Origin of the sequence: Bacillus cereus group sp. BfR-BA-01524, assembly GCF_022662595.1 — a bacterium.
Taxonomy (GTDB): domain Bacteria; phylum Bacillota; class Bacilli; order Bacillales; family Bacillaceae_G; genus Bacillus_A; species Bacillus_A thuringiensis_S.
Map to the genome: position 1 here is coordinate 32,212 of NZ_JAKUDW010000010.1, position 13,440 is coordinate 45,651.

Sequence of the window (13,440 nt, forward strand, 5' to 3'; positions counted from 1 at the left end):
TTTATACACCCCTATTTGTAATTTTTAATTTTAATAAGCGTAAAAACCTTTACCACTCTTTCTACCACATTCACCTGCATCTACCATCTTTTTAAGTAATGGGCAACATCTAAACTTTGGATCTTGATATTCCTCATAAAGTACATTTAATGAATGTAATACTGTATCTAACCCAATTAAATCTGCTGTTTCTAATGGACCCATTGTGTGTCCGAAGCATTTTTTAAATATATCGTCTACCTGTTTAGGTGTTGCTACACCATCCATTACAACCCAAGCTGATTCATTCATGAATAAGTGGGAGATACGGTTAGAAACAAAACCAGTCTGATCATTAACAACAATTGCATCTTTATCTAATTGTTTGAGGAAAGATTGAGCTTTCTCGACCGTTTCATCTGAAGTTAAATGCCCTCTAATAACTTCTATAGATGGTTTCATATATACCGGATTCATAAAATGCATTCCTATTATTTTATCTGGACGCTTTGTTACTCCTCCTACTTTTGTTATTGAGATACAAGACGTATTGACCCCGAAAATTGTATCCTTTTTACATATCTCATCTAATCTTCTATAGATCGGCTCTTTAATTTGCCAGTTTTCTGGAACATTCTCTACTATATAATCACATTCAGCCACTTCATCAAGATTAGTCGAGCTACTTATTAACGAAAGTACTTCTTCCTTATGCATTCTAGGAAATGCTTTATTAATCAGAGGAGCAAAGCGAACTGTCTCTAATATTTTCTCTTCCGCTTTTTCTAACTGCTCTTCTGTAACATCAATTAATACCGTTTCTAGACCATGCAGCACTAAATCTACTGCCATGCCGATCCCCATTGTTCCAGCACCTACAATACCAATTTTCTTGAACATTTATCCATCATCGCTCCCTTAATATATTTGTAATTTATATCTAAAAACTTTTACATTGAAGAACTCTTTGCAGGTAACGTTTTTGTTCTCTCTCTTTAATCTGTTTTTCAGTAAGTGCTATTTTCATCATTTGGATTGCTTCTTCTACATCACTTTTCTCCACTGAATACCCCGAATTAATTTTTTCTTCGAATTGACTTTGGACCTTTTGAAATGGGCGTACTACCTTTTTCTGATACTCACTTAAATCTGTATTATAATTTTTTGTACTTACAACTACAGTTAAACACCCTGATATTACTTCTTCATAATCAGATTCTTGTAATGTAAAAGAATTTTTTGTATTTAGGATATCTTTCTCCCTTTCATAATTACATGTCGATATAGCAGGGTTAATAGCTTGCAGAAGATACTTCAAGACTTCCTTTGGTCCCATTTCAATAGCTTTCATCGACCCTTGATTCATTAGATAGTGAATCATGTCCAACCATTTCACAGGCTTTATTAATTGTAAGTAAAGGTTTTCTCTAATATTTTCTACACCTTTATACATTGAACTATCATGATTCGCTATGACAGGTACTAATGGCTGTTTCATATCTATATTTTCTAGTACACTCTTATATTTTTCAGCAGCAGGTTGCATCATAGGAGAATGAAATGGCCCACTTAATTTAAGGGGGATTGCAATTCCCCCATGCTCTACTACCATTTCACAAGCTAACTGAACCGCAGAGTTTGTACCAGAAATTGATGTTTTATTTGGAGTGTCATAAGCCGATATATATACTTCCTGTCCCTTGGTTAACAATTCTGAACAAATACCTTCAACAATTTCTGGAGCAAGATTGTTAACCCATGCCATAGTTCCATCTATAGTCAATGCATAGCTACTCAAAATCGTACTACGTTCTTGTACTAATTTTAAGGTATCTGAAAATGCAATTGCTCCAGAAGCACATAGAGCTGTATATTCTCCCAAAGAATATCCAATCATTGCCTCTGGTTTATTGCCTATTTCTTGTTCAAAAACTCGAAAAGCTGCCATGCTAGTTGTTACTAAAGCAGTCTGTGAATTTTGTAACTTTTCAAGGTCAGCTTTGTATATCTTCTCCATACAAAGGGAAGCCATGTCTATTTTTAGAGTGTCACTTGCTTCTTCAAATATCTCACGTGCTACAGGGAAGTTTTCATAAAGGTACTTACCCATTCCAGAATAATGGGATCCTACGCCAGGAAACATAAATACAATATTCATCTTTTTATCTCCCTTATTTTCATCTTAAACTATCTTCAACTCTATCTAATAAAGCTCGTCCCTCTTCAGTTTTTCTTAAATTCACTAAATCAACTACATAGCGAATATCTGATACATCATTCCATCCTAGATCTAGTGCAAGATTCATATGCTTTAACGAAAGATCGATTCTATCAATTAATGAATAACCACATGAAAGTAAAAAGTGATGCCATGCATTTAAATCTCCTAGAGTACGAGCTTTTTGTACAAACTCACTAGCTTTATTAAAATTTGAATAGTATCTTAATTGATGGTACGCGGTAAAAACGAAATTATCTAATTCGTTATAAGGAAACACATAAGCTGTATAGGTTTGAAGATTTGTGAATCCAACTTTTCCCGCTAGTTTAATAGATGGAATACGAAAATCCTCCGTCTTCCAATGTGGTGTTCTTCCTTGCCTTAAACAGTCCTCCAAGAATGCTCTTGCAGCCAACCAAGCATACCCTTTACCTCGCTGGAATAAATCATAAGTATTAATTCCAATTTCCACATCAGTATCTGTTGCAAAAACCGATAAGCAACTAGTTACAACTTGTTCATGTACCATTACTACATAACCAAATCCATTTCGGATGAAATCCTGAGTTGACTCCCAAAAATCAACAATATCATCCCGTACCATTGCGAACTTTTTATCTGATAGCATTTCGATTGTAATACGTTCCACCGTTACCTCATCAGGCATATTAGGTTTAGATAACTTATTATAAGACTCCGGATCAAAAGTAAATGTTACTCGAGTGTAAGGTTTAGGAATAAACATTTGCAATTGTTCCTCAACAACCTGTTTCCATTTTGATTCGGGTAATAATTCAACCTGAAAAAAGTCATCCCCTATCTGCTCAGCCTCAGGTGCAATTACTTCTTTAATAAAAGTTGGTAGACTTGAAACAAAATTACTTGTAGGATCACCTAATAAATAAAAAATTTCTTGTTCTGCCCATACAAGTGCACATCTAGGGTTATTAGGATTATCCACATAAATATGTCCCTTATTGTAACCATAAGTTATACCGTTAAGTATTGGATGGTTCTTATAATCAACGAGAAGTGGAGATATTTGTTTGAATTCATCCTTTTCTTTTACCAATTCATAAATCATATTCTTAAAAGTCCTCCCTTTTGAGAACAAGTGTGAAGTGCATGCTGCGCAATAATTGGCTGAAGTACCTGCGAGGTACCTTCAATAATTTCTAAAACCTTTGCTTCCCTAAATAAACGCTCAACAGGATATTCTCTTGAAAATCCGTTTCCACCAAACACTTGGACAGCGTCTGTGGCTACCTTCATAGCCATCTTTGAGGCAAAATATTTTGCAATGGTTGTTTCAATTACAGCATCAGTATGTCTATCCTGACGCTTTTTCCCAGCCTCTTGGCATAACGAACGAGCTGCTTTTATATTTACACTTGCTTCTGCTAAAATTGTTTGAATTGCTTCATATTCACATATATATTTATTCCCTTGTTTTCTTCTTCTTGAATAAGCTACCATTGCTTCTAGTGCTTCTTGAGCAATGGCTACTCCCGCCCAGGCAATACTATATCTACCATGATCAAGAGCTGTGTTAACTACATAACTCCATCCACCCCCAATTGGTCCTAACAAATTTTCAGCTGGTACCTTTACATCTTGCAAATGAATCTCAGCTATATGCGAGGAATTACTTGCTAACAGTTTACTCATTTTATTTGTAGAAACACCCGTCATTGACCGTTCAACAATAAAGGCGCTAACTTTTCCCTCACTAGACGCAAAAACTAAAAAACAATCCGCAATGTCAGCAAAAGAAATCCATTTTTTGTGCCCATTAAGAATAAAATGATCATTAACTTGTTTATAGGAAGTTCTAACAGCTTTTGCATCAGAACCAACCTCTGGCTCAGTTAGGGCAAATGAAAATAATAGGTTCCCCTTTGCCATCTCAGGTAACCACTTTCTCTTTTGCTCTTGAGTCCCCCACCTTTTAATTGATTCCCCTACTAAAGATACATGAACTGTAAGTAATTCACGAACCGAATTACAAGCTTTACCAATGATTTCAGTAAGACGACCATAATCTAAAGAATCAAGAGAAAGTCCCCCATATTCTTTTGGTATCGTTGCACCCAATACACCATAACTTGAGAGTTCTTGTATCACATCATAGGGAAGCTCTTCATTACTTTCAAACTCACTTGCTCGAGGCCGAAGCCTCTTTTCCGCAAACTCATCAACTACTCCCAGAATCCCTTCTGCATTACTCATACCGTGAAATTTCCATTCTTCTTTTTGTTAATTAGATCAACCATATTATTAATAGTAGAAAAGTTAATAATATCAAGTTCATCATTATCTACTACTATATCAAACTCCGTTTCTATGAAATTTAACATTTGCATAGCAAAGAGCGAATTTACATAACCTTTTTCAAATATGTTGTCATCATTAGCAACAATAGTTTCCTCTGCATTAAAAATAATAAGATTTTTTTTAATGTATTGACGTATTTTTTCATGATTATCCATGTAATTACTCCTTCTGAGACCTGGGAAATCAATTAACCAATATCCCAATTAAAATCGGTCTCTATTTTTATTTTTTCTTTCTCCTGAGTTGCAGATAAAACAAGTTCTTTTTCCTCACTTGTTAACATTTGAATATCTTTTAGACTAACATTAGGATGAGTTGTTATTTCTTCTAATAGAAGGTTAAATCGCCGTCCAAATTCTACTATTGTTGATTTATCAAATAAAGATGTAGCATATTCAAAAGTGAATTCATATATATCTTTATTTTCTTCAGCAATAAGAGTTAAATCAAACTTACTTGTTAGTGTATCTGTGTTTGTTTCCGTGCTAATTTCTAATCCATCCACAACTGTATGTTTTTCATCCGAATTTTGTAATACAAACATGACATCAAATAAAGCACTTCGGCTTAAGTCTCTAGAAAGATCTAATTTTTCCACTAATTGATCAAATGGATACACCTGATGTTCGAAAGCTTCTAACGTATCGTTTTTCACTTTTTTCAAGTGATTAATAAAAGATTGATCTGGATTTATTTGATAACGTAATGCAATTGTATTTACAAACAGCCCCATAAGAGCTAATAAATCAGCATGCGGCCTACCTGCAACTGGTGATCCTATAATGACATCCTTTTGTTCCCCATGCTTGTACAGAAAAATAGTGAAAGTAGCCATTAGTAACATAAAAGGTGTCGTATCAATTTCTAGTGCTATTTTTTTTATTTTTTGAGTAATTTCCTTGTTTACTTGGAAATTGTATTGTTCGCCCTCAAAACTCTTTACTGGTGGTCGACCTCGATCGTATGGTAATTCAAGAACTGGTATTTCCCCTGAGAATAATTCCTCCCAGTATTTCTTATGGATATCAAATTCTTTAGAAGATAATAATTTTTGTTCCCACACAGCATAATCTTTATATTGCAAACGATTTTCCGGCAATGTTTCCCCAGCATATAGGGTCTTAAAATCATGCATAAAGATACTTAAAGACACGCCATCTGTTATGATGTGATGAAGGTCAATTACAAGTAAATAACTATTATCTTTTAACTCCTTTAGTCCAGCCCGCATTAACGGAATCTTAGAAAGATTGAATGGTTGTAACCATTCTTTATAATCTCCCTTTATCATTTCTAGCTCGAATGTTACTTGTTCTAATACTCTCTGTACTAATTGATCCCCCTGCCACTCAAACTGTGTTCTGAGTATTTCATGGCGTTTAATAAGCTTTTCAAAGACTAATTCTATCCTTTTCCGGTCCACCGTTCCTTTAAGAATAAAACAACTTGGTACATTGTATGTCATCTGTACCCCATCCATCTCTTGTAATAACATCATTCTTTTTTGAGTCGATGAAACCGGGTATACCTCAGATTCCGGTACTATTTCTATCTCTTGCAACCTATTTTCTTTTGAATTTTTAATAAAATGACTTAAAGTTCTTATTGTTGGATACTCAAAAAGATTTGCTAATGATAATTGCACATTAAATTCTTTCCATATTTTAGCGTTGATTACAGTAGCATGAAGGGAATGACCACCAAGTGCGAAAAAATTATCTTCCACACCAACACAAGGATTACCTATAACTTCTTTCCATATATCAACTAGCTTTCTCTCCATATCATCGAGTGGTTTTACATAATTAGTAGTCTCCATCGATGGAGAAGAATCTATAATTACATTCTTTGTATTACCTTCTATAACAGAAATAAGAAATGTCATTATTTGTTCAGCTAAATTTTGCTCGTATTCTGCAGCATGGTGAATTTTATCTGAAATATTTACTATTCCTTCTTTAGTTACTGATTTTGTTAAGTGCATTTTTATCAATGATCCACGAATTACTCCCCAATTGGCAGCTGCTGTCTTCATAGATTCAGCGATAGTTTGGAAGTCCGAGTGATAATGCTCACCAAGAAACGAAAGCATTTTGGAAAACTTTACTCGGCCATCTACAACTTGACCCAAATGTGAGAATAACGGAACATCATTAAAGTCTAAATATCCATCTGTCTCTTTATTCAAATCAAACCTACTTATTAGTTGCGTAGCAAAAAGGTGCATTTGTGAAAAAATATGTTTTTCATCTTTTATATGTTTTATCCAATTTGACAAATCAATTGTAATCGATTGAATGTCTGTGATCTCATCTTCAGTAACTTTTAAAGTACTTACTTTTTGATAACCCTTATGAAAAAGTTCTGTTGAAAGTTTTGCATTTTTAACCATAAAATATGGATCGGTAATAATTAAAGCGTCTTCTTCGGGCTCATATCCTACAACAATAAATGAATGAACAATATGATTTTTTAGATAATTCTCATCCCAAGGAAGCCAGTATGCATTCATGGTTACCACCACAGGAAATCCCGAGTATAATTGTTCTAATATAATTTCAAATCCTTCACCGGATGAATCTGTATCAAATATAGTACTTTTTATACCATGATATTTTTCTAAATCACTTACAAAATAACCAGACTCTGTATATAATCCATCCCCTACATTTCCATTATCGACAGGAGAAAAACCAAAATCCCATAATCTAGCGTACATTAAATAATGATTACGCTTAAACCAATTAGCTAACGTAGCAATTACATCATCAATACAATTCTGTTCAGAACTCTTACAAGGCTCAACATCATATAAGATTGAATAAGTATAATTTCCCATTTACTCACCTCTATATTTTTACCAACAGGAAAAACTATTGTAATTTGGCTATTTCTCTATACTCAATTGACAGAGATATGTATATCTTCTTTAAAAAGCTATCAATTATTATTAATACATTTCATATGAAGAATCTTATTTCTCGAATCACTTTTTTTATTTTAATCATTCTAAAATAGGGAGGAGAATTCCCTAACTCATAGTCACCAGAATAAACACTAACATTCCAGAAAGCTAAGAGGGAAAGCTCCTTTAATCCCAGTTTAGCAAGTGTAAATTTAAACTCTTAAAAGTCGCTTTTACAATATAAAGTAATACTAATTATTTTTCTTTTCTGCTATATAAGCCGCTAGTTGTTTAATATTTCGCTTTGTATATGCGACTAAGTCATCCGTATTAAGATTCTCGTTTTCTAAAGCAAGATCAAGCTCAATAGCTAGTAGAGAATTTCCTCCTAAGTCAAAGAAATCATCCTCTACACCGACAGCTTCAATCTTCAATATACTTTTCCATATTTCAACCAAACGAGATTCTAACTCATTACTAGGAGACATCCTACTCTCCTCCTCATTCTTAGGTAAAGATCTAGGTGAAGGTAAGGAATGTCGATCAACCTTTCCACTTGGTGTTAATGGTATGTTTTCAACTTCAACAAAGAAAGTAGGCATCATATAACTCGGAACTAATTTCGCAAGATGCAATTTCAAATCAGAAATGGATACAAGTGATTTTGCTACGAAATAAGCTACAAGCTTTTTCTGCCCATCTTCATCTTGAATGTCTACTATCACAGCTTCTTTAATTGCATGGTGTGAAGATAAAGCATCTAAAATTTCACCTGGCTCAATTCGATATCCTCTAATTTTTAATTGTTCATCATTTCTACCGAGGAATTCTATATTCCCATCAGGTAACCAGCGTGAAAGATCTCCTGTCCTGTACATTTTCTCCCCTTTTACAAATGGGTCTGGTAAAAACTTCTCTTCAGTTAATCTCATTTGATTTACATATCCCCTTGCAAGCCCTTCTCCCGCAATATACAGCTCTCCTACCGCACCAATAGGCTGAAGTCTCTGTTTTTGATTAAGTATATAAAGCCTTACATTCGGAATAGGCTTTCCAATAGGAATAGTATTATAGTTTTCACTTTCTTGAAGTGAAAACGTACTTGCGATAACTGTCGCCTCAGTAGGACCATACATATTTTCTATCTGAGTCGATAGTCGATGCTTTTTAAACTTATTAACCACCTCATGTGTCAAAGCTTCACCCGCAAGTAATATATACTTTACTTTATTTAAAACCTGGCTATTTTCATTATTAAGTGTATTTACGAAAGCTCTAAACATAGACGGTACAAAATTTAATAATTTCACATCATATTTATCTATAGTTCTTAAAATTGCTCTTGGGTTTCGATGTTCCCCATTTTCCATTATTACTAATTTACTACCTACTATGGTCCACCCAAATAACTCTAGAACGGATACATCAAATATATAAGGTGTCTTCAGTAAATACGTATCTGATTCATCCATAGGATATAAATGAGACATTGAAAATAAGAAATTCACAATACTACAATGTTCAATCATGACTCCTTTTGGTCTACCTGTAGAACCGGAGGTGTATAAAATATAAGCTAAGTTATTTGGTTTTCCAGTAACCTCCAGGTTGCTTGTATCACCAACGTACAAATTTTCTTGCTTTAAATCAATAATCTCTCCTACAAATGGAATTTCACCTACGTATTTAGATTCTGTAAGTATAAATTGAGGATTACAATCCTCTAAAATATGTTCCATTCGACGCTTTGGATATTCAGGATCAATTGGTACATATGCAGCTCCAGATTTTAGCACAGCAAATATAGCTATAATCATTTCTACGGATCTTTCCACAACGATACCAATTCTAGTTTCCTGATCTACCCCTTTTTGTCTAAGAAAACGAGCAAGCTGATTTGCTCGATTATTGATATATGAATAACTGTACGATACATCATTTGAAATAACTGCGATTTCTTCTGGTTTATTTTCAACTTGATCCTCAAAAAATTGATGAACTAATTTACCCTGAGTAAAATCTAATGTTGTATTATTAAGTTCATTTAACATCCTTGTGGATTCACTTTTACTTAAAACATTAACATCTTCAATTTTCGCTTCAGGATTAGCTACCATCCACTCTAGCGTATTTATAAAATGCATCATAAACCGCTCTATAGTTTGCGGATAATATAGTCCTGTCGCGTATTCCAATTCTAATCGTAGACCCTCTTCTTCCGGAAATACTTCTATACTCATATCTACCTTTGAAGCTTGATGCTTAATTTCGTAAGATTTAAATGTAATATCTTTTATTTTTTCTGATGTTCTTCCGATATTCTGCATCACTAACATGACATCAAATACAGGATTCCGGTTAGTATGATAAGCCATGTCTAACTTATTTACTAACTCATCAAATGGGTATTCTTGATATTGAAATGCTTCTAGCGCATTTTCTTTTACTTCATTTAAGAATTGAATTATTGTCTTTTCCGCTTTAGGATGATTTCTCATAGGTAGTGTATTTACAAACATACCTATGATAGGCTCAAGATCATGATGAATTCTTCCTGCAATTGGAGAACCTACTATAATATCTTCCTGTTGTGTATACACATGCAATACTATATTTAGTGACGAAAGAAGTACCATATATAAAGTAGCTTCTCTTTCATCCGCAAAGGATTTTAATTTATTAGAAAGTTCAGGTGTTAGATGGAATACTAATCTATCACCTTCAAAAGTTTGATTTAGCCCACGTGGCTTATCAGTTGGGAACATAAGAATTGGTAACTCACCTTTAAACTTATCTACCCAATACTCTTCAATTTCTTTCAGCCCTTCATCGTGTAAACGATTGGTTTGCCAATTGGCATAATCTTTGTATTGTATTTTAATAGGCTCTAAGGCTTTGCCTGAATATAAATCTATAAACTCTTTTTCTAACTTCGCTAAAGATACTCCATCTGCTATTATGTGATGAAGATCAAATAGTAGCAGATATTGATTGAATTCTAATTTCATTAAACCGACGCGCATAAGTGGAGCCCTATCTAGCTGAAAAGGACGAACAAATTCCTGTATTAACTCTTCAATTGTTGATCTATCAGATTTATATAAATGTTCAATTCTAATATCTAAACTATCATGAATAAATTGAACTGGTTCACCTTTAATAAATTGGAATGAAGTTCTTAATGATTCATGACGTTCCACTAAGTCTTTGACACATTGTTCTGCCTTTATAAAATCAAACTCACCTTCAATTAACATTGCACCTGGTATATTGTAGGCAGTTCCTATTCCAGCAAAGCGGTTTAATATATATAATCTTTTTTGTGAAGAAGAAGCTTGATAAAATTCTCTATCAGGTACAATCTCAATTTGAGAATAATTTTTCTTCCCTTCATATTTCTCTATATACTCCGCTAATAGCATAATTGTAGGCCTTTGAAACATTTCACGTATAGGTACATCTACACCTAAACGTTTATATATGTGTGAAACAACAGAAGTAATTTGTAATGAATTACCTCCTAATTCGAAAAAGTTATCATTCACACCTATTTTCTCTATTCCAAGTACTACTTTCCATATCTCAGAGAGCATTTGTTCAATTTCATTACGTGGTTCAATAAATAAAGCTGTGGATTGCTCCCAAATTGGATCTGGAAGAGCTTTCCGATCTATTTTACCGTTTGATGAGATTGGAAACTGCTCAATCGGGATGATGTATGCAGGAATCATATAAAAAGGTAAATACTCTCTAAGGAATTGGCGTACCTCTTCTACTTTAGCTGAAGAATTCATAACAACATATGCACATAAAACCGGAGCATGTTCTCCCTCTTTTTTACGTGTAATTACAATAGCTTCACCAATTTCAGGATATCGTAATAGTTGCTTTTCTATTTCTCCCAATTCAATTCGTAATCCACGAATTTTGACTTGATCATCCATACGGCCTAAATATTCAAGATTTCCATCTGGTAACCAGCGAGCCAAATCTCCAGTACGATATACCTTGTCATCTATAATAGAAGAACCCTCTTTGTTGATTTGTATAGGAACAAATTTGTCCATAGTTAACTTAGGTTGATTTAAATAACCTCTTGCTAAACCTTCTCCTGAAATACACAATTCCCCAGGAATTCCAACGGGTTGTAATTGTTGATTATCACCCATAATATAAACTTTTTGATTAGCTAGAGGCCTTCCTATTGGTAATTGATTCATAAATTCTAACTCAGCGTGCTGAACATGATAACATGTAGAATCTACAGTTGTCTCTGTAGGTCCATAAGCATTTGTTAAATTTGGTCGGCAGTTTTCATTAAATAAACCAAGGAATTTCCGTGCTAATTTCGGCGGTAATTCCTCTCCAGCAATAATAAAATGTTTAAATGAATATTCTATTTCTTCATCTATAAAATTAGTTAATAATCGAAGATGCATCGGCGTTCCATCCGCGATATTTATTTGCTTTTCTTGATAAAAATTAATTAGCTTCTGCCCATCAGTTCTTGCTTCCTCAGGTACTATAAATAAACTATTTCCTAATAGAAGCGCACCAAACATGTTTTGTACTGAAGCGTCAAACTCAAAAGGTGAAACTAACCCGATTCGCATAGAAGAACTATATTTATCATATATTTCATTTTTTAACCCAAATATTAAATTTACAACACTACGATTTTCAACCATAATTCCTTTAGGATTACCTGTAGTTCCAGAGGTGAAAATAACATATGCCAAATCGTAAGGTGTACTTACTAAAGGGAAACTAACCAACTCTGTTTCAAGTAGTTCATTAAAACTCACCATACTACAATTCTGGATTTCTCTTGTAAAATCTTCACTAATAACCTCTGGTTTTACTATACAAAGTGGAGATTTACATTCTTTTAGCATCGCCTCTATCCGTTTATACGGCAAATATATGTTAATAGGTAAATAAGCAGCCCCACTCTTTAAAATACCTAGCATTGCAATGACTGCATCAATGGATCTATCCATCATAAGACCAACAATGTGTCCTTTTCCAATTCCTTTTTTATGTAGAGAACTGGCAACCAGATCTACCTTTTCTTTTAATTGAGCGTATGTTATTTCTCTTTTGTCATCAGAAACAGCAAGTTTATTTGGATTATGCATGACTTGTTCTTCAAATAACTGTATCACCGTTAAATGATGCGGGTAATCTAACTCAGTTTGATTAAATGCAATTAACTCTCTTATATCATTATCACTAACCCAATCTAAATCTATATGGGGCGTATTTGGTTGTAGTAAAGCTTGCTCTAACAAGTCTACAAAATGATGACCAAATCGCGTAACAGTAGATGTTTTGTATAGATGCTCATTAAAATACATATCAACTTCTATACACCCATTTACTTGACGGAAAGAGAATATAATCTCAGCATTGCTCTCACTTAAATAATTTAAATCTTGAATTTCCTCTAGCAAAATTGCAGTACGGAATGGATAATTACGTCCCTCTGGAAGGTAGTTACTCAAAACTGGTTGTAAACTTTCCAATGGGAAATTTTGATGTTCTAAAGCATTAACCATTACTGTACTAACATGCTGGAGAATTTGTCTAAATGTCATATGTTCCTCAAGACCATGTCTTAAAACTAACAAAGTATTAATAAGGTTAATATCACTGTCTTGTTTTAAAACAGGTGTACCAATGCATATATCTTGCAATCTAGTATATTTATTTAACAGCAAAGTAAGTCCAGCAGTAAGAATCATGTGCAATTGAAGATCTGATCCGTTTGCTAACTTTAAAATCTTCTCGGACAATTCCTCTTTTAGTTTTATGCTAACATTTGATAAATTCACCTGTTTGTTTAATGTCCGGTAATCATAAGGGAAATGGCAGTCAGCCAGTTCCCCTGATAAGTTTTCTAACCAAAATTCTCTTTCCTTTATTCGTTCATTTGCGGCAATGACTTTATCTTTATTCGCTATTCGTTCAACCATAGTTACTCACTCCTGACAATAATCAA

The 13,440-nt window shown here is 33.8% G+C and carries 7 protein-coding genes; all 7 read right to left on the bottom strand.

The window, feature by feature from the left end; translation table 11 throughout:
• Nucleotides 1–30 precede the first annotated feature (30 nt).
• A complete protein-coding gene (locus MR170_RS05155) occupies nucleotides 31–879 on the bottom strand; it encodes a 3-hydroxyacyl-CoA dehydrogenase family protein (protein ID WP_000473350.1) in 849 nt (282 codons plus the stop codon).
• Nucleotides 880–919: 40 nt separating this feature from the next.
• Nucleotides 920–2,137 (bottom strand): ACP S-malonyltransferase, encoded by a 1,218-nt coding sequence (locus MR170_RS05160; RefSeq protein ID WP_242307484.1) that lies wholly within the window; start codon nucleotides 2,135–2,137, stop codon nucleotides 920–922.
• Between the two features lie 19 nt (nucleotides 2,138–2,156).
• Nucleotides 2,157–3,284: a GNAT family N-acetyltransferase gene (locus tag MR170_RS05165; RefSeq protein ID WP_242307487.1), complete on the bottom strand. Its 1,128-nt coding sequence runs from the start codon at nucleotides 3,282–3,284 to the stop codon at nucleotides 2,157–2,159.
• Nucleotides 3,281–4,429, bottom strand: a complete 1,149-nt coding sequence (locus tag MR170_RS05170) for an acyl-CoA dehydrogenase family protein (RefSeq protein ID WP_242307489.1) — start codon at nucleotides 4,427–4,429, stop codon at nucleotides 3,281–3,283. Before MR170_RS05170 ends, MR170_RS05165 begins: the two co-directional genes overlap by 4 nt.
• Nucleotides 4,426–4,689, bottom strand: a complete 264-nt coding sequence (locus MR170_RS05175; RefSeq protein WP_000368639.1) for an acyl carrier protein — start codon at nucleotides 4,687–4,689, stop codon at nucleotides 4,426–4,428. The genes MR170_RS05170 and MR170_RS05175 overlap by 4 nt, the downstream gene beginning before the upstream one ends.
• A gap of 32 nt (nucleotides 4,690–4,721) precedes the next feature.
• Nucleotides 4,722–7,373 carry a condensation domain-containing protein gene (locus MR170_RS05180; RefSeq protein WP_242307492.1) on the bottom strand — a complete coding sequence of 884 codons (2,652 nt, stop codon included), beginning with the start codon at nucleotides 7,371–7,373 and terminating at the stop codon, nucleotides 4,722–4,724.
• Nucleotides 7,374–7,690: 317 nt separating this feature from the next.
• Entirely contained in the window at nucleotides 7,691–13,414 is a 5,724-nt protein-coding gene (locus tag MR170_RS05185; RefSeq protein WP_242307495.1) for a non-ribosomal peptide synthetase, read from the bottom strand.
• Nucleotides 13,415–13,440 lie beyond the last annotated feature (26 nt).

What these genes read in the sequence shown, in the direction of transcription:
- MR170_RS05155 (WP_000473350.1), bottom strand. Translation starts at nt 879, where the DNA reads ATGTTCAAGAAAATTGGTATTGTAGGTGCTGGAACAATGGGGATCGGC.
- MR170_RS05185 (WP_242307495.1), bottom strand. Translation starts at nt 13,414, where the DNA reads ATGGTTGAACGAATAGCGAATAAAGATAAAGTCATTGCCGCAAATGAA.
- MR170_RS05180 (WP_242307492.1), bottom strand. Translation starts at nt 7,373, where the DNA reads ATGGGAAATTATACTTATTCAATCTTATATGATGTTGAGCCTTGTAAG.
- MR170_RS05160 (WP_242307484.1), bottom strand. Translation starts at nt 2,137, where the DNA reads ATGAATATTGTATTTATGTTTCCTGGCGTAGGATCCCATTATTCTGGA.
- MR170_RS05170 (WP_242307489.1), bottom strand. Translation starts at nt 4,429, where the DNA reads ATGAGTAATGCAGAAGGGATTCTGGGAGTAGTTGATGAGTTTGCGGAA.
- MR170_RS05165 (WP_242307487.1), bottom strand. Translation starts at nt 3,284, where the DNA reads ATGATTTATGAATTGGTAAAAGAAAAGGATGAATTCAAACAAATATCT.
- MR170_RS05175 (WP_000368639.1), bottom strand. Translation starts at nt 4,689, where the DNA reads ATGGATAATCATGAAAAAATACGTCAATACATTAAAAAAAATCTTATT.